This is a genomic window from Roseovarius aquimarinus (assembly GCF_043661195.1).
Classification (GTDB): domain Bacteria; phylum Pseudomonadota; class Alphaproteobacteria; order Rhodobacterales; family Rhodobacteraceae; genus Roseovarius; species Roseovarius aquimarinus.
On the sequence record NZ_JBIHMM010000003.1, the window covers coordinates 468,924 to 483,770 of the forward strand.

Below are 14,847 nucleotides of genomic sequence, written 5' to 3' on the forward strand. Positions count from 1 at the left end.
TGGGCGGGCTTTACGGCAGATGACCGGCTATTGCAAGGGCGGCGCGCGTCAGTCCTCGGAGCTGCCGGTCGCCGCGCGCCGCGCCCACATGTCGGGCCGCCGCTCCCGCGTCAGCCGCTCGGCCTCGGCCTGGCGCCAGCGGGCGATCTCGCCGTGATTGCCGGACATCAGCACGCCCGGGATGGTGCGGCCCTGCCACTCGGCGGGGCGGGTGTAGTGCGGATGCTCCAGAAGACCGCTCGAATGGCTTTCCTCGACGGCGCTCGCCTCGTTGCCGAGGATGCCGGGCCGCAGGCGGAGCGCGGCGTCGATCATGGCCTGCGCCGCGATCTCGCCGCCGGTCATCACGAAATCCCCCAAGGAGACCTCGATGGCGCCGTAATGCTCGATCACCCGCTCGTCGAGCCCTTCGAAACGCCCGCAGATCAGCGTCATGCCCGGGCCCGCCGCCAAATCGCGCGCCATCGCCTGATCGAAGCGCCGCCCGCGCGGACTGAGATAGATGAGCGGGCTGCCGGGTGCGGAATGCCGTTGCGCGGCCTCGATCGCGGTGCCCATCACGTCCGCGCGCAGGACCATCCCCGCGCCACCGCCCGCGGGCGTGTCGTCGACATTGCGATGCTTGCCGATGCCGTGGCTGCGCAGATCCACCGTCTCGAGCTGCCAAAGCCCGTCTTTCAGCGCGCGGCCCGTCAGGCTCTCGCCGAGGATGCCCGGAAAGGCCTGCGGAAGAAGGGTGATGACCTGAACCTGCCACGCGCGGCTCAGCCGCTCGGCCTCGCCCATCAGATCGCGCGGGGCGGCGGTCAGCGTCACCGACTTGCGGCCATGCGACCGCTTGGGGCCGCTCTCGGAAGGATCGGACGGGCTGGACATGCGCTGGCCATAGCCCGCGCGCGCCACTCTTGGCAAGCGATGTCGCGGCGCTCAGGCCGCCATGCGGCAAAGCGCGGCTTCATGCGCGCGCAGGCTGCGCCGCACGTCGCGACCATACGACGAAGGGCCGAGGCTGCGCAGCGCGGGAAAGAGGGCGAAAAGCTCGGCCCGGACCGCCTCCTCCAGCGCGCTCAGCGCCATCTCGCCCGGCTGGAAACTCTCGGACCAGCAATTCTCGGCCAGGATCAACTGGTGCCGGTCGAAGAGGATATGGAAATACTCGACGCTGCCGCCCGGTGCCTCGCTGATGCCGGGGGTGCCGACCAGAAGCTTGGCCGCGGCCAGCGCCTCCGGCTCGCCGGTGAAAAGCTCCGTGCGCCAGCCGCGCATGAGCAGCCTATGCTGCGGCGAGACGAGCAGATCGCGGTCGTTGCCCATGGCGCCCGCCCTGATGCGGATCGGGGCGAAGCGACCAGCCGCCGCCACGCGCCGCGAGCCGACCCAGCGCACCGGCTGCACGCCGTCGTCGCGGGTCTGAATGAGATCGCCGGCGCGCACAGCCTCGACGGCGATGCGCCCGCGCAGCGTGTGGATCTGCGTGCCGCGCGCGAAGCAGACGACGCCGGTCGTGTCGTTGGTCAGATCGTTGCGCGTCACGCCGGTGAGCGTGATCGAGCCGTTCATCGCCGTGTTGTCGGAATAGTCGCCCACGGACTGGTTCAGGATTCCGTCATCGCTGAAATCGTTCCGCAGTTCGGTCAGCCCGGAATAGAAGGCGCTGAGATCGAGCGAGTCGTTGTTCGATCCGTCGCCATCGGTGATCGAGCCCGCGTTGCCCGTCCCGAAATCCGTGATCGTGTCGTTGCCGGAGCCGGGCGCATAGACGAACCGGTCGTTTCCGGCGCCCCCCGTCAGCACATCGTCGCCATTGCCCCCGTCGAGCGTGTCGTTGCCCGCGTCCCCGGCAATCGTGTCCCGATCGGCGCCGCCGGTCAGCCGGTCGTCGCCGTCGCCGCCCGACAGGATGTCGCGCCCGCCCCCTCCGAGGATCGTGTCGTTCCCGGCCTCGCCGCGCAGCGTGTCGTCGCCCGCGCCGCCGCGCAGCTCGTCGTTCCCGGTGCCGGCAAGAAGGCTGTCATTGCCCGCGCCGCCCGTCAGCGTGTCGTTGCCGCCATCGCCGAGGAGCGTGTCGTCGCCCGCGCCCCCGGTCAGCGAATCGTTGCCTTCGACGCCCGCGGGCACGCCCGTGACCGAATAGCTCGGCCCCGGCGGCATCCCGATCATCGGGGAGGTCAGCAGATCCTGCGCCACGTTGGCGGTGTCCGGTCCGCGAATGGTCGCGCTGAGATTGTCTTGGCCGCCGTTCTCCCAATAGCGGATCTGGATCGTGTAGGTCTGGTTGGCCGACAGCACCACGTCCCCGAACCGCGTCGTCGAGGCTTGGTGAAAATCGTTGTTGAGGTAATTAAGCGTGCCGCCGCTCTGGTTGGCGAAATTCAGCGCGTTGCCGTTGCTGTCGAAGATCTGGATGGTCGAGCCGTCATCCGAGGTCAGGTTGAGCCGGTAAGTGCCGCCCTGCACGGTGTTGAGCGTGCTGGTATAGATGACGCCGAAATCCTCGGGGTTGCCCGAGGTGCCGCGCAGCGTGTTGGTGAGACCGCCCTCGTTGAAATCGCTGACATAACCCGAGCCGGTGCGCGTCCCGCTCTCGATCGTGAAGGCCTGCCCGTTGGCGCTCGAGAAATCGCGGTTGTAGGTCTCGAAATGCCAGCTTCCGCGCACGCCGCCGTCGCCGCGCAGGAAGTCGTTCCCGTCGAGCCCGTCGATCGTGTCGTTTCCGAGGCCCCCGGTGAGCGTGTCGGCGCCCGAGGTCGCATTGAGCGTCTGGCTCGCCTGCGTGCCGGGGTTGGTGTTGTCGTTCGTGGCCATCTCGCCTCTGCCTGCAAGAAGCCGCGCGCCGGAAACCGGCACGCGGATAATGGTTTACTTGCATTAACGGTAAATGTTGCTTGCGCCTTAATTGAGCCGGGATTGCGGCGACGCAGCGGCGCGGCGTCAGGCCCGAGATGCCGCCTCAGGCGAGCGCGATGACCCCGAAGAGCACCAGCAGGAAAAGCACCAGCGCCACGAAGATCAGGAGCTTGGCCCCCGAGAGCGCGAGGCCCGACAGGTTGTTGAAGCCCAGAAGGCCGGCGATGGCCGCGATGGCGAGAAGGATGAGAATCCACTCGAGCATGAACATGTCCTTTCGGTTGCTGGCCGGCCGCGCCGGCCCTTCCGCTCACAAACCCGTGAGCGCCGCGAAAGGTTCCAGCCGGGCTCAGCCGTCGGGGAAAAGGCCCTCGGGCGGGTCGGCGACGATGCGACCCTCTGCCAGATCGACTGTCGGAACCGAGGCGCGCGTGAAAGGCAAGAGCACCGTCTCGGCCATGCCCGGCACGGCGATCTCCAGAAGATCCGAGGCGCCGTGGTTGAGCACCGAGCGGACCTTGCCGAGCGGCGCGCCGCCCGTGTCGTGAACGGCGAGGCCGACGAGATCGGCGTGATAGAATTCATCGTCCGGCAGGCTCGGAAGGCGCGAGCGGGCCACCATGAGGCGCACGCCGCGCAGCGCATCGGCCTCTTCCTTGGTGCGGATTCCCGACAGGCGCGCGGTGAAGCCGCCCTTGGTCTGGCCGGTGAGCGTCACGCTGAACGACGCGCCGCCGGTCTCGGCCGTCAGCGGGCCGTAGGCCGCGATATCCTCGGGCACGGCCGCGAAGCTCTTGAGCCGCACCTCGCCGCGCACCCCGAAGGAGCCCGCGACGGCCCCGATGCAGATCATTTCGCCTTGCTCGCTCATCGCGTCTCTCCCTCGCAGAGGCCGCGCACCACCTGCCCGCCTGCCGCCGCACATGCCTCGGCGTGTTGATATTTGCCATAGCCCCAGCCCGCAAGAAAGAGCAGGCCCCAGAAGATCGGCTTGCGCAGCATCGGCGCTCAGCGCCGCAGCGGGGCGAGGGGCGCCGCGCGCTCCTCCCAGCCGGCACTCTCGAGTTCGGGGGTCAGGCTGTCGGCCTCGGGCCAGCCGATGCAGAGATAGGCCACGAGGCGCCACGCCTCCGGCACATCGAGATCACGCGCCAGCCGGGCAGGATCGAGGATCGACACCCAGCCGACCCCGAGACCCAGCGCGCGCGCCGCGAGCCAGTATTGCGTGACCGCGCAGACCACCGAATAACGCCGCATCTCGGGCATGGTGCCCGCGCCGAGACCCGCGCCCTTGGGCGTCTCCTCGTCGCAGAAAACGGCCAGTTGCACCGGCGCATCGCGCATCCCCGACAGCTTGAGGGTGCCGTAAAGCTGCGCGCGCTCGCCTTCGTAGCCCGCGAGCGCATCGGCATTCGCGGTCTCGAAATTCAGCCGCGCGGCCTCGCGCGCGGCGCCGCTCGCCACCTCGACGATGCGCCAAGGCTCGCTCAGCCCCACGGACGGGGCCATGCGAAACGCGTCGAGGCAGCGCGCCTGCGCTGCCTCGTCCACGGGATCGGTGCGAAAGCGGCGCACATCGCGCCGCCAACGCATCAGATCAGCCAGATCGGACTGGAAGCCTTCGGAAAACGTCGACATCCCAGCGCGCTCCCGGCTTTACTCTTCGGCGGCTGCCTCTTCGGCGGGCGTGTCCTCGGCCGGGGCCTCGGCGGGGGCGTTCTTGGCCTCCTCGAGAGCGGCGGCCTTGGCGGCGCGCTCTTCAGCGCGGTCCTGTGCCTTCTTGCCGGGGACGGCCTTCTTCATGTTGGCGCGCTCGGTCTTGGGGCGGGCGCCTGCGGCTTCGAGCATGCGCGCGACACGGTCGGTCGGCTGCGCGCCTTTCTCGATCCACGCCTGAACGCGCTCGATGTCCATCTTGACGCGGTCTTCGCTGTCCTTGGGCAGGAGCGGGTTGTAGGTGCCCAGCTTCTCGATGAAGCGGCCGTCGCGCGGCATGCGGCTGTCGGCGGCGACGATGGAATAGTGGGGGCGCTTCTTGCTGCCACCGCGGGCGAGGCGAATTTTCATGGCCATGGGGGTATCTCCTTGGGTCTTTGATTACGATTGGTGCTGTTTGTGGTGCTGAATGACTTCAGCGATGATGAAGTTCAGGAACTTCTTGGCGAATTCAGGATCCAGATCGGCCTGTCTCGCCAAATCCTCCAGGCGCGCGATCTGCGCGGCTTCGCGCGCGGGATCGGACGGGGGAAGGTCGTGCTCGGCCTTGAGGCGGCCGACGGATTGCGTGTGCTTGAACCGCTCGCCCAGCGTGTAGACGAGGATCGCGTCCAGCCGGTCGATGCTGTCGCGGTGATCCTTGAGCAGTTGCGCGGCGCGGGCGGAGGGGGAGGCGGTCATGCGCCCACCTTTCCCGCTGCGGGCGTAAGCCCCAGATCCTCGGGCGAGGGGTGACGGTAGATCATGTCCTCGCCCATATGCGGGTTCATGTAGGTCCGCTCGTATCGCGCGCCCATGCGCTCGGCCAGCGCGATGGAGCGGGTGTTGCCCGGCACGATATGCGAGCCGAGGCTGGTGAGCCCCAGATCGACATAGGCCCACTCGCGCGCCCGCAGCGCGGCCTCGTGGGCGATGCCGCGCCCCTCGAACCCGTCGAAGACGACATAGCCAAGCTCGGGTTCGGGCCAGCCTTCGGGCGCCCAGATGCCGGTCAGGCCGCAGGGCTGACCCGACGCCTTGTCCTCGATGATGAAATACCCGAAGCCGCGCAGCGCCCAATGACCGAGATTCATCGCGAACCAGCGCCAGGCGCTGCCGCGGTCCGGCTCGGAGCCGAAGCCGTGCGAGCGGGCCTCGTCCAGCAGAAATGCGATCGTCGGCTCGATATCGCGCTCGCACGGCGCGCGCAGGATCAGGCGCTCGGTCTCGAGGCGGGGGATATCAACGTTCATGAAGCCGCTCCTTCATCTGTGCCGCCGCCGCGGAACGGACGGGCCGTTCGGGGCCGGAATATCTGGGGTAGGATGCACGCATGTGGATCACTTCTTGCGTCCGAAGCCCGAAAGACCAGGGGGAAGACCGCCGCCGCCCATTCCGCCCAAGCCGCCGAGACCGCCGGGCATCGAGCCGCCCATTTGCTTGGCCGCCTGTTCCAGCGCCTTCGGGTCCATCTTCTGGATCTCTTCGGGGGTGGGGCCGCCGCCCTTGCCGAACATGCCCTTCATCGCCTGTTTCAGCATGCCGCCCTTGCCCATCTTCTTCATCATGTCCGCCATCTGGCGGTGCATCTTCAAAAGCTGGTTGAGCTGGCTCACCTCAAGGCCCGCGCCCTTGGCGATCCGCTTCTTGCGGCTGGCCTGAAGGATCTGCGGGTTCGCGCGCTCCTTCTTGGTCATGGACTGGATGAGGGCGATCTGGCGCGCGATGATCTTGTCGTCGAAGCCCGCTTCCTGCACCTGCTTGGCCATCTTGCCCATGCCGGGCATCATGCCCATGACCGATTCCATGCCGCCCATCTTCTGCATCTGCTCGAGTTGCGAGCGCAGGTCATTCATGTTGAACTGACCTTTCTGGAAGCGGCGCATCATGCGCTCGGCCTGTTCGGCCTCCATCGTGGCCTGCGCCTTCTCGACGAGGCTGACGATATCGCCCATGCCGAGGATGCGGCCCGCGATGCGCTCGGCCTCGAAGGTCTCGATGGCGTCCATCTTCTCGCCGAGGCCGACGAAGCGGATGGGCTTGCCGGTGACGGCGCGCATCGAGAGCGCGGCGCCGCCGCGCCCGTCGCCATCCATGCGGGTGAGCACGACGCCGGTGACGCCGATCTTGTCGTCGAACTCGGTCGCGACGTTCACCGCGTCCTGGCCGGTGAGGCCGTCGACCACCAGCAGGGTCTCGCGCGGGTTCGCCACGTCGCGCACGGCGGCAGCCTGGGCGATCAGCTCGGCGTCGATGTGAAGGCGCCCGGCGGTATCCAGCATGTAGACATCGTAGCCGCCGAGGCTCGCTTGCGTCTTGGCGCGTTTGGCTATCTGGACGGGATCCTCGCCCGGCACGATGGCGAGCGTATCGACGCCGATCTGCTTGCCGAGAATGGCGAGTTGCTCCATCGCCGCGGGGCGGTTCACGTCGAGCGAGGCCATCAGCACGCGCTTGCCGTCCCGCTCGGTCAGGCGCTTGGCGAGTTTCGCGGTGGTCGTCGTCTTGCCCGACCCCTGCAGGCCGACCATCAGGATCGGCGCGGGCGCGTTGTCGATCTTGAGCGCGCCGGGATCGCCCTCGCCGCGCAGCGTGTCGATCAGGGCGTCATGCACGATCTTGATGACCTGCTGGCCCGGCGTGATGGATTTCAGCACCGCCTGCCCGGTCGCCTGGCTCTGCACCTTCTTGACGAATTCGCGCGCGACGGGCAGCGACACGTCCGCCTCCAGAAGCGCGACGCGCACCTCGCGCAGGGCCGTCTTGACGTCCTCTTCGCTGAGCGCGCCCTGTTTCGTCAGGCGGTCGAAGACACCGGAGAGGCGTTCGGACAGATTTTCAAACATCTCGCTCGTCTCCTTCAGGCACCGGACGCGCCAAACCGAAAGAGCCCCCGTGGGCGCAGACGCGCTGACGGAGGGCGATCCCGGCATTGGCCAAGGGACCGGAAGACGAGAGCGCTTCCGGGAATTGCGGGCCTTCTAGGCCGGGGCGCCGCGCGAGTCAAGCGCCGCCCCGGACGCACGGCTCAGGCGGCGGCGCGGCCGAGCGCCTCGATCCCGGCATCGGCCTTGGCCTGCGCGGCATCCGCATCGACCATCTGCCGGCCGGCCTCGACCACCTCCACATCGGTGATCCCGATGAAGCCGAGTACATGGCGCATGTAGCCTGTCGCGAAATCGATCTCCGAGCCGAGCGCGGTCCCGCCCGAGGCGACGGCCAGCACGGCGCGCTTGCCGGTCAGAAGGCCCACCGGACCCGCCTCGGTATAGCGGAAGGTGCGGCCCGCGCGCGCCACCTGGTCGATCCAGAGCTTGAGCGCCGCCGGAACGCCGAAATTGTAGATCGGCACGCCGATCACCAGCACATCCGCCGCCTCGATCTCGGCGATCAGCGTATCCGACAGGGCGAGCGCGGCTTTCTGCGCTTCCGAGCGGTCGGCCTCGGGCGTGAAATTGGCGCCCACCCAGGCCTCGTCGATCTGCGGCAGGGGCGCCGCCAGATCGCGCCGCGTGACGGCGCCGCCGAGGCGGGCCGAAATCCGATCGGTAAGCGCGCGCGTGGTCGAGCCGTCGCGGCGGGCCGAGCTGTCAATCTGCAAGATGGTCGTCATGGAAGGTCTCCTGATGAGGCCCGGGCGCGGCGGGCGATTGGCCGGCGGCGGGGCAAGGGGCGCGGAGGGGGGTCTCCGCTCTGCCGCACATAATTGTTCGCTTGTCCGCTCGGGCTCAATTACCAAGGGGCGAACCGGCACTGTGCGCGAATGCGCAGCCCGCCGCGCCGCGCCGCCGCCGCATCGAGGGACGAAGATGGAAAACTGGGACGAGATCAAGACCGCCTATCACGTCGCCCGCGCGGGCACGGTCAGCGGCGCGGCGGCGACGCTGGGTGTGCATCACGCGACCGTCATCCGCCATATCGACGCGCTCGAGGCGCGGCTGGGCGTGCGGCTCTTTCAGCGCCATGCGCGCGGCTACACCGCCACCGAGGCGGGCGCCGATCTTCTCTCGGTCGCGCGCGAGGCCGATGACCGCTTCGCGCAGCTCGCCGGGCGCATCAAGGGGCATGGCGGGGACGTGTCGGGCGATCTGGTCGTCACCTCGCTCGCGGCGTTCAACCATTTCCTCGTGCCCGCCCTCGCCGCGTTTCAGGAGACCTATCCGGACCTCACGGTGCGCTACCTGACCGGCGAGCGGCTCTTTCGGCTGGAATACGGCGAGGCGCATCTGGCCATTCGCGCGGGCGCCGCGCCCGATCAGCCCGACAACGTCGTGCAGCCCTTCTTCGAGCAGCCGGTCGCGCCCTATGCCTCCTCCGCCTATATCGCGCGGCACGGCTTGCCGCAGAGCGCCGAGGCGCTGGCGGAGCATCGCATCGTGGGCCACGCCGATACCGACTCGCGCGCGCCGACCGCGCGCTGGATGGCAAGCGCCCTGCCGCCCGACGTCACCGCCTTTCGCAGCGACGATCCGCACGCGCAATGGCAGGCGATCGAGGCGGGCATTGGCATCGGCTTCATGCCCTGCCTGCGGGCCGCCGCGCTCGGGGATCTGAGGCAGGTTCTGCCGCCGCGCCCGGAATGGGCGTCGCCGCTCTGGCTCGTCTCGCACATGGATCTGCATCGCACCGCCAAGGTCCGCGCGCTGACCGCGTTTCTCAAGGAGCGCGCCAAGGGCTGGGCCGGGGCATGAGCGGTGCGCTGCGCGGGCATCTGGCGATGCTGGCCTTTTCGGGGCTGATCGCGGGATCCTTCGCGCTGGGCGCGCTGGCGGCGCCGCATATCGCACCGGCGGCGCTCAACGCGCTGCGCTTCGGGATGGCGGCGCTAATGCTGGGCGCCTGGGCGGTCTGGCGGATCGGGATCACGCGGGCGGATATGGCGGCGCCCTGGCGCTATCTCATCCTCGGCGCGTTGCTCAGCTGCTATTTCGTGCTGATGTTCGAGGCGCTCAAGACCGCGCCCGCCGTCTCGCTCTCGGCCGTTTTCACGCTTTCTCCGATCCTCTCGGGCATCGCGGGCTATATCCTTCTGCGCCAGCGCATGACGCCGCGCATCGCGCTGGCGCTCGCGGTGGGTGCGGCGGGGGCGCTCTGGGTGATCTTCCGCGCCGATCTCGCGGCGCTTCTGGCCTTCCGCCTCGGCTGGGGCGAGGCGATCTTCTTCGTCGGCTGCACGGCGCATGCGATCTACACGCCCTTGGTGCGCAGGCTGAACCGGGGGCAATCGGCTGTGGTCATGTCCTTCGGCACCATCGCGGCGGCGGCGCTGATCCTGAGCGCATGGGGCGCGCCCGCGCTCGCCGCGCTCGACTGGGGCGCGGTGCCGGGCATCGTGTGGATCACGCTCGCCTATATCACCATCGTCGCGACGGCGCTCACCATCGTCCTTCTGCAATACGCCTCGCTGCATCTGCCGAGCGCGAAGGTCATGGCCTATACCTATCTTCTGCCGACCTGGGTCATCATCTGGCAGGCGGCGCTGGGCCAGCCCCTGCCGCCCGCGCTGGTGATCGCCGGGGTCGGGCTGACCATCGCGGCGCTGCTGATGCTTCTGAAGAACGAGGAGGGCGCGGCGCGTCCCCGCGATACGCAGGCTCGGAACCTTACGCGCTAGGCCCGCGTTGGCGCAGCAATGCAAATCGAACCCAAAGGGGCAGAACCATGCGCAACATCATCTATCTCGTCGGCCTTGTCGTCATCGTCGCGGCCATCGTCAGCTTCGTGCTGTAACACGGATTTCAACGGAGTGACCGCGCCTTGCAACGGCGCGGTCACTCCGCATCTTTCCGCAGCTCGCCGGCGAGGAATATCTCGAACGCATCGAGATCCACCGGCTCGAACTGCCCGAACCCCTGCATCCACACAGACGCCGCGCGCAGCCCGCCCGGCTCGAGCTTGCACCATTTGACGCGCCCGCGCCGCTCCTGACTGATGAGGCCCGCGCGGCCCAGAATGGCCAGATGTTTCGAGATGGCGGCAAGGCTCATCTCGAAGGGTTCGGCCACGTCCGTCACGGCCATATCGTCTTCCAGCAGCATCGACAGGATCGCCCGGCGCGTCGGATCGGCCAGCGCCGCGAAGGTCAGATCGAGGGCGTTCGTCATCGATTCCTCATGATTTGCGCCAGATCAAGGGCGGCGGATACGCGCGACTTCATGATGCCCGTTCACGCAAGCAAGGAAGGAAAACGCATGTTCGCTCACATCATGGTGCCGGTCGATCTGGTTCACAAGGACAAGCAGCAGAAGGCGCTCGACCTCGCAGGCGAAATGGCCAATACGCATGGCGCCACGGTGCATGTCGTCAGCGTGGGGGGCGATCTGCCCGGCAGTCTCGGGCACAATCCCGGTGAATTCGGCGCGACGCTCGAGGCCTTCGCCGCATCGCTGCGCGAGGCATACGGCGCCGATGTCGAGGCGCATCCGGTCCAGTCCAACGATCCGGCGGTCGACACCACCCGCAAGCTGATGGAAGCCATCGAGAGCATCGGCGCCGATCTCGTCATCATGGCCTCGCACGAGCCGGGCATGATGGAACACATCTTCTCGTCCCATGGCGGCTACATCGCGCAGCACGCAAAATGCTCGGTCTTCGTGGTTCGCTGAGAAAGTGCGCCCCTTGCTCAACCGCTTGGTTGAATAAGCTTCGCTCGTCCGCAGGGCGCTCGCCCGGTGCCATCGGGCGGGCCAGTCTCTCTAGACCTGCTGAAATTACCGAACAAAAACAATACTATCTATGCTGTTATCCTGCGACGCACGCGCGCTTGACTCATCACGCCCCGCCGCATAGCACTACCGCAACCCGACGTATGAGGGGCTTGCCCAAGTGACCGACCCCGATCATCGCGCCAGGCTTCGCGATCTCGAGGCCAAGATCGAGGCGCTGAAGGCGCCGAAAGCGGCCAAGTCCCATACGGAGGAGCACTATTCGCAGGCACAGCTCGCCTGGCGCATGGTGATCGAATTGGTGGCCGGTCTCCTGATCGGTTTCGGCATCGGATACGGGCTCGACAGCCTTTTCGGCACATTGCCGATCTTTCTGGTGCTCTTCACATTGCTGGGCCTGGCGGCGGGGATCAACGTGATGATCCGCAGCGCCAAGGAGATCCAGCAGACGCAAGAGGCCGAAGCGGCCAAGGACAATACGGCCGCAGGCGGCCGAGACGAGAGGGCGAAAGATGGCGACTGAAGCAGCATCCGGGGAAACCACGGGCCTCGTGTTCCACCCGATGGACCAGTTCATCATCAAGCCTCTGTTCGGCGACGGCGCCGTGGGCATCTTCACCGTGACCAACCTGACGCTCTGGATGGCGATCACCGTTCTGGCCACGGTCGCGCTCCTGGTCCTCGGCTCGTCGAGCCGCCAGTCCATCCCGACCCGCATGCAGTCGATGGCCGAGCTTGCCTACGGCTTCATCCGCAAGATGGTCGAAGACGTCGCGGGCCGCGATGCGCTTCCCTACTTCCCCTATATCATGACGATCTTCATGTTCGTCGTCATGGCTAACTTCGTCGGCCTCATTCCCGGCTCCTTCACCTCGACCAGCCATATCGGCGTGACCGCGACGCTCGCGCTTCTGGTCTTCGTGTCGGTGACGGTCATCGGCTTCGTCAAGCATGGCGCCGGCTTCCTCGGCCTCTTCTGGATCAGCGCCGCGCCGCTGCCGCTGCGTCCGATCCTCGCGCTGATCGAGGTCATTTCCTACTTCGTGCGCCCGGTCAGCCACTCCATCCGTCTGGCGGGCAACATGATGGCCGGCCACGCCGTCATCAAGGTGTTCGCGGCCTTCGCGCCGATGATCATCATCTCGACGGGCATCGGCCTCGCCGTGACGCCGCTCTCGATCCTCGCGATCTCCGCGATCTACGCGCTCGAGGTGCTGGTGTCCTTCATCCAGGCTTACGTCTTCACCATTCTGACCTGCGTCTATCTCAAGGACGCGCTGCACCCGGCGCACTGATCCGCAGGCCAAGTCACCGGCGGGTCCGCCCGCCGCACGTTCCGACCGAAATACCGCAAATTCCACAGTAAGGAGACATCACATGGAAGGCGATATCGCAACAATGGGCGCTTACATCGGCGCAGGTCTGGCATCCGTCGGCATGGGCGGCGCAGCCGTCGGTGTGGGCAATGTCGTCGGCAACTTCCTCGCCGGCGCCCTGCGCAACCCCTCGGCCGCTGCTGGTCAGACGGCCACCATGTTCATCGGCATCGCATTCGCCGAAGCACTGGGGATCTTCTCGTTCCTCGTCGCGCTTCTGCTGATGTTCGCCGTCTAAGAACACCGCCGAGCTGATCCTTACGGGATGGGTGAAGGGCATCACGCCCTTCACCCTCTCTTACCGACAGGTTCCTGGGAAAGGACTACACCATGGCTACCGAGACCGCCGCTGCGACAGCCAGCCAGTGCGTCACCTCCTATGGCGGAGCGATCGGCCTGCCGCAACTTTGCCCCGACTGGATGGGCAACCAGATCTTCTGGCTGCTGGTCACGCTGGTCGTGATCTTCTTCGTGCTGTCGCGCATCGCGCTGCCGCGCATCGCCGCCATCCTGGCCGAGCGTCAGGGCACCATCACCAATGACATCGCCGCTGCAGAAGACCTGAAGGTCAAGGCGTCCGAGGCCGAAGCCGCCTATGAAAAGGCGCTCGCCGACGCACGCAGCAACGCGAACGAAATCATCGCCGAGACCAAGGCGGGCATCAAGGCCGACCTCGACGCCGCCATGGCCAAGGCCGACGCCGAAATCGCCGCCAAGACCGCCGAGGGCGAAAAGGCCATCGACGAGATCCGCGCCAACGCCCTGCAAAGTGTCGAGGCCGTGGCCAAGGACACCGCCAAGGAGATCGTCGCGGCCATGGGCGGCAACGCCGACGCCAAATCGGTCGACACCGCCGTCGCCTCGCAGATGAAAGGCTAAGAACATGCGCATTCTTGCATCCCTGATCGCCCTCGTCTCTGCCGGCCCCGCGCTGGCCGCGACCGGTCCGTTCTTCTCGCTGTCGAACTCCAACTTCGTCGTGATGATCTCGTTCATCCTGTTCATCGCGTTCCTCGTCTACCTCAAGGTGCCCGGCAAGATCGGCGAGATGCTCGACAAGCGCGCCGAAGGCATCAAGTCCGAGCTGGACGAGGCCCGCGCCCTGCGCGAGGAGGCCCAGGCACTTCTGGCGACCTACGAGCGTCAGCAGAAGGACGTGCAGGAGCAGGCCGACCGGATCGTCGCGCAGGCCAAGGCCGAAGCGACCGCCGCGTCCGAGCAGGCCCGCGAGGACCTCAAGAAGTCGATCGCCCGCCGCATGCAGGCCGCCGAGGACCGCATCGCCTCCGCCGAGGCGAGCGCCGTGCGCGAAGTGCGCGACCGCGCCGTCGCCATCGCCATCGCCGCCGCGCGTGACGTGATCGCCAAGCAGATGAGCGCCACCGAGGCGAACAAGCTGATCGACGAGGGGATCGACACGGTCCAGGCCAAGCTGCACTGAGCCGCTCCGAGATTTCGAGCACAAGAACCCGGCGCCGGAAGGAGCCGGGTTTTTTCATGCGCGAGGCTATGTCCGGTGATCGCTTGTGCGCCGAAGGCCGGATTTATCCCAGCGTCGCGCAGACACCCGTCCCTGCAAAATGAAAGGGGGCCGTTGGTTCGGCCCCTCGATCATTCTGCCCACTGCTGCTCTGGTCTTCTGCCTGTGTTCCTTAACTCCGGGGCGGGATGATGAGCCTTTGGCCCACCATCAATGCGGGCCGCGCGTCGAACGTGGCGCGATTGGCCTCCGTGATGCGGCTCGCCATATCGGTCCGCCCATAGCTGCGATACGCGATGCTGGCCAGCGTATCGCCCGGCTGCACCGTGTAGGCGCCGCTGGGCGCGGGAATGTCCCGCGCGGTATGATGCGAGAGCGCCGCGATGAGCGCCTGCGTGTCGATGCGTCCGCCTTCCCCGACGAACTCCCCTGGCACATCGACGCCCGAGGCGGCGGCGCTCGTCACCAGCGCGTCGATATAGGCGTCGCTCTGACCTTCGCCGAGCGCGGCGGCGATCATGCGCTCGAGCTCGGTCTCGGGCATACGGGGGGGCTGCGTCTCGGCCACGGGGGCAAGCGGCGCAGCGACGGGAATGGGAGCCTCGACCGATGCAGTCTCCCACGCTCCGACGCTGTCGATGTCGATCTCCGTGTCCATCCCTGCGGAGGCGCGCGTGACGGGCTCGTCCTCGCCGTCGATGCTGCGGGGGGCGGTCGGCTGAATTGCGATGAGTGCGCCGGTCACGCCCAGAAATCCAAGCGAGAGGAGCGCCGGACGGATCAT

At 67.3% G+C, this 14,847-nt stretch carries 21 protein-coding genes; 8 read left to right on the top strand and 13 right to left on the bottom strand.

Annotated features, from left to right (window positions below):
* Window positions 1-48: 48 nt before the first annotated feature.
* The 11 genes from trmD to ACGRVM_RS12895 form a co-directional block, all read right to left on the bottom strand.
* On the bottom strand, window positions 49-876 hold the full coding sequence (gene trmD, locus ACGRVM_RS12845; protein WP_377172278.1) for a tRNA (guanosine(37)-N1)-methyltransferase TrmD: 828 nt from the start codon (window positions 874-876) through the stop codon (window positions 49-51).
* Window positions 877-927: 51 nt separating this feature from the next.
* A complete protein-coding gene (locus ACGRVM_RS12850) occupies window positions 928-2,805 on the bottom strand; it encodes a Hint domain-containing protein (protein WP_377172279.1) in 1,878 nt (625 codons plus the stop codon).
* Between the two features lie 145 nt (window positions 2,806-2,950).
* Window positions 2,951-3,112 carry a DUF1328 family protein gene (locus ACGRVM_RS12855; RefSeq protein WP_377172280.1) on the bottom strand — a complete coding sequence of 54 codons (162 nt, stop codon included), beginning with the start codon at window positions 3,110-3,112 and terminating at the stop codon, window positions 2,951-2,953.
* A gap of 84 nt (window positions 3,113-3,196) precedes the next feature.
* Complete coding sequence (gene rimM / locus ACGRVM_RS12860) at window positions 3,197-3,718, bottom strand: ribosome maturation factor RimM (protein WP_377172281.1); 522 nt, start codon at window positions 3,716-3,718, stop codon at window positions 3,197-3,199.
* Window positions 3,715-3,849, bottom strand: a complete 135-nt coding sequence (locus ACGRVM_RS12865) for a hypothetical protein (RefSeq protein WP_377172282.1) — start codon at window positions 3,847-3,849, stop codon at window positions 3,715-3,717. The genes rimM and ACGRVM_RS12865 overlap by 4 nt, the downstream gene beginning before the upstream one ends.
* A 6-nt stretch (window positions 3,850-3,855) precedes the next feature.
* The gene (bluB, locus tag ACGRVM_RS12870) at window positions 3,856-4,485 is read right to left on the bottom strand and encodes a 5,6-dimethylbenzimidazole synthase (protein ID WP_377172283.1); all 630 of its coding nucleotides are present in this window, start codon (window positions 4,483-4,485) and stop codon (window positions 3,856-3,858) included.
* An 18-nt stretch (window positions 4,486-4,503) separates the two neighbouring features.
* The gene (gene rpsP, locus ACGRVM_RS12875) at window positions 4,504-4,920 is read right to left on the bottom strand and encodes a 30S ribosomal protein S16 (protein WP_377172284.1); all 417 of its coding nucleotides are present in this window, start codon (window positions 4,918-4,920) and stop codon (window positions 4,504-4,506) included.
* A gap of 24 nt (window positions 4,921-4,944) precedes the next feature.
* Window positions 4,945-5,244, bottom strand: coding sequence for a chorismate mutase (locus tag ACGRVM_RS12880; RefSeq protein ID WP_377172285.1), 300 nt, complete (start codon window positions 5,242-5,244; stop codon window positions 4,945-4,947).
* On the bottom strand, window positions 5,241-5,795 hold the full coding sequence (locus ACGRVM_RS12885) for a GNAT family N-acetyltransferase (protein WP_377172286.1): 555 nt from the start codon (window positions 5,793-5,795) through the stop codon (window positions 5,241-5,243). Before ACGRVM_RS12885 ends, ACGRVM_RS12880 begins: the two co-directional genes overlap by 4 nt.
* Before the next feature lie 87 nt (window positions 5,796-5,882).
* Entirely contained in the window at window positions 5,883-7,388 is a 1,506-nt protein-coding gene (gene ffh / locus ACGRVM_RS12890; RefSeq protein WP_377172287.1) for a signal recognition particle protein, read from the bottom strand.
* A 182-nt stretch (window positions 7,389-7,570) separates the two neighbouring features.
* The gene (locus ACGRVM_RS12895) at window positions 7,571-8,155 is read right to left on the bottom strand and encodes an FMN-dependent NADH-azoreductase (protein ID WP_377172288.1); all 585 of its coding nucleotides are present in this window, start codon (window positions 8,153-8,155) and stop codon (window positions 7,571-7,573) included.
* Window positions 8,156-8,351: 196 nt separating this feature from the next.
* On the opposite strand from ACGRVM_RS12895, the gene ACGRVM_RS12900 reads away from it, so the two are divergent.
* Together ACGRVM_RS12900 and ACGRVM_RS12905 are read left to right on the top strand one after the other, a co-directional pair.
* Window positions 8,352-9,233 (top strand): LysR family transcriptional regulator, encoded by an 882-nt coding sequence (locus ACGRVM_RS12900; protein ID WP_377172289.1) that lies wholly within the window; start codon window positions 8,352-8,354, stop codon window positions 9,231-9,233.
* The gene (locus tag ACGRVM_RS12905; protein ID WP_377172290.1) at window positions 9,230-10,156 is read left to right on the top strand and encodes a DMT family transporter; all 927 of its coding nucleotides are present in this window, start codon (window positions 9,230-9,232) and stop codon (window positions 10,154-10,156) included. Before ACGRVM_RS12900 ends, ACGRVM_RS12905 begins: the two co-directional genes overlap by 4 nt.
* A 157-nt stretch (window positions 10,157-10,313) precedes the next feature.
* On the opposite strand, the gene ACGRVM_RS12910 is transcribed toward ACGRVM_RS12905, so the two are convergent.
* Window positions 10,314-10,646, bottom strand: coding sequence for an ArsR/SmtB family transcription factor (locus ACGRVM_RS12910; RefSeq protein WP_377172291.1), 333 nt, complete (start codon window positions 10,644-10,646; stop codon window positions 10,314-10,316).
* Window positions 10,647-10,733: 87 nt separating this feature from the next.
* Between ACGRVM_RS12910 and ACGRVM_RS12915 the strand changes: the two genes are divergently transcribed.
* The 6 genes from ACGRVM_RS12915 to ACGRVM_RS12940 all read left to right on the top strand — a co-directional run bounded on the left by ACGRVM_RS12915 (window position 10,734) and on the right by ACGRVM_RS12940 (window position 14,024).
* Window positions 10,734-11,147 carry a universal stress protein gene (locus ACGRVM_RS12915; protein WP_377172292.1) on the top strand — a complete coding sequence of 138 codons (414 nt, stop codon included), beginning with the start codon at window positions 10,734-10,736 and terminating at the stop codon, window positions 11,145-11,147.
* A gap of 220 nt (window positions 11,148-11,367) precedes the next feature.
* Window positions 11,368-11,730: an AtpZ/AtpI family protein gene (locus ACGRVM_RS12920; protein WP_377172293.1), complete on the top strand. Its 363-nt coding sequence runs from the start codon at window positions 11,368-11,370 to the stop codon at window positions 11,728-11,730.
* On the top strand, window positions 11,720-12,502 hold the full coding sequence (locus tag ACGRVM_RS12925) for a F0F1 ATP synthase subunit A (protein WP_377172294.1): 783 nt from the start codon (window positions 11,720-11,722) through the stop codon (window positions 12,500-12,502). Before ACGRVM_RS12920 ends, ACGRVM_RS12925 begins: the two co-directional genes overlap by 11 nt.
* Before the next feature lie 82 nt (window positions 12,503-12,584).
* Window positions 12,585-12,821 carry a F0F1 ATP synthase subunit C gene (locus tag ACGRVM_RS12930; protein ID WP_113911101.1) on the top strand — a complete coding sequence of 79 codons (237 nt, stop codon included), beginning with the start codon at window positions 12,585-12,587 and terminating at the stop codon, window positions 12,819-12,821.
* Window positions 12,822-12,913: 92 nt separating this feature from the next.
* Window positions 12,914-13,462 (top strand): F0F1 ATP synthase subunit B', encoded by a 549-nt coding sequence (locus ACGRVM_RS12935; protein WP_377172295.1) that lies wholly within the window; start codon window positions 12,914-12,916, stop codon window positions 13,460-13,462.
* A 4-nt stretch (window positions 13,463-13,466) separates the two neighbouring features.
* Entirely contained in the window at window positions 13,467-14,024 is a 558-nt protein-coding gene (locus ACGRVM_RS12940; RefSeq protein ID WP_377172296.1) for a F0F1 ATP synthase subunit B, read from the top strand.
* Window positions 14,025-14,235: 211 nt separating this feature from the next.
* Here the strand turns inward: ACGRVM_RS12940 and ACGRVM_RS12945 are convergent, their stop codons facing one another.
* On the bottom strand, window positions 14,236-14,847 hold the full coding sequence (locus ACGRVM_RS12945; protein WP_377172297.1) for a LysM peptidoglycan-binding domain-containing protein: 612 nt from the start codon (window positions 14,845-14,847) through the stop codon (window positions 14,236-14,238).

Excerpts from the sequence above, each read along its gene's own strand:
- trmD (WP_377172278.1), bottom strand. The coding sequence starts at position 876 with ATGTCCAGCCCGTCCGATCCTTCCGAGAGCGGCCCCAAGCGGTCGCAT.
- ACGRVM_RS12850 (WP_377172279.1), bottom strand. The coding sequence starts at position 2,805 with ATGGCCACGAACGACAACACCAACCCCGGCACGCAGGCGAGCCAGACG.
- ACGRVM_RS12855 (WP_377172280.1), bottom strand. The coding sequence starts at position 3,112 with ATGCTCGAGTGGATTCTCATCCTTCTCGCCATCGCGGCCATCGCCGGC.
- rimM (WP_377172281.1), bottom strand. The coding sequence starts at position 3,718 with ATGAGCGAGCAAGGCGAAATGATCTGCATCGGGGCCGTCGCGGGCTCC.
- ACGRVM_RS12865 (WP_377172282.1), bottom strand. The coding sequence starts at position 3,849 with ATGCTGCGCAAGCCGATCTTCTGGGGCCTGCTCTTTCTTGCGGGCTGG.
- bluB (WP_377172283.1), bottom strand. The coding sequence starts at position 4,485 with ATGTCGACGTTTTCCGAAGGCTTCCAGTCCGATCTGGCTGATCTGATG.
- rpsP (WP_377172284.1), bottom strand. The coding sequence starts at position 4,920 with ATGGCCATGAAAATTCGCCTCGCCCGCGGTGGCAGCAAGAAGCGCCCC.
- ACGRVM_RS12880 (WP_377172285.1), bottom strand. The coding sequence starts at position 5,244 with ATGACCGCCTCCCCCTCCGCCCGCGCCGCGCAACTGCTCAAGGATCAC.
- ACGRVM_RS12885 (WP_377172286.1), bottom strand. The coding sequence starts at position 5,795 with ATGAACGTTGATATCCCCCGCCTCGAGACCGAGCGCCTGATCCTGCGC.
- ffh (WP_377172287.1), bottom strand. The coding sequence starts at position 7,388 with ATGTTTGAAAATCTGTCCGAACGCCTCTCCGGTGTCTTCGACCGCCTG.
- ACGRVM_RS12895 (WP_377172288.1), bottom strand. The coding sequence starts at position 8,155 with ATGACGACCATCTTGCAGATTGACAGCTCGGCCCGCCGCGACGGCTCG.
- ACGRVM_RS12900 (WP_377172289.1), top strand. The coding sequence starts at position 8,352 with ATGGAAAACTGGGACGAGATCAAGACCGCCTATCACGTCGCCCGCGCG.
- ACGRVM_RS12905 (WP_377172290.1), top strand. The coding sequence starts at position 9,230 with ATGAGCGGTGCGCTGCGCGGGCATCTGGCGATGCTGGCCTTTTCGGGG.
- ACGRVM_RS12910 (WP_377172291.1), bottom strand. The coding sequence starts at position 10,646 with ATGACGAACGCCCTCGATCTGACCTTCGCGGCGCTGGCCGATCCGACG.
- ACGRVM_RS12915 (WP_377172292.1), top strand. The coding sequence starts at position 10,734 with ATGTTCGCTCACATCATGGTGCCGGTCGATCTGGTTCACAAGGACAAG.
- ACGRVM_RS12925 (WP_377172294.1), top strand. The coding sequence starts at position 11,720 with ATGGCGACTGAAGCAGCATCCGGGGAAACCACGGGCCTCGTGTTCCAC.
- ACGRVM_RS12930 (WP_113911101.1), top strand. The coding sequence starts at position 12,585 with ATGGAAGGCGATATCGCAACAATGGGCGCTTACATCGGCGCAGGTCTG.
- ACGRVM_RS12935 (WP_377172295.1), top strand. The coding sequence starts at position 12,914 with ATGGCTACCGAGACCGCCGCTGCGACAGCCAGCCAGTGCGTCACCTCC.
- ACGRVM_RS12940 (WP_377172296.1), top strand. The coding sequence starts at position 13,467 with ATGCGCATTCTTGCATCCCTGATCGCCCTCGTCTCTGCCGGCCCCGCG.
- ACGRVM_RS12945 (WP_377172297.1), bottom strand. The coding sequence starts at position 14,847 with ATGATCCGTCCGGCGCTCCTCTCGCTTGGATTTCTGGGCGTGACCGGC.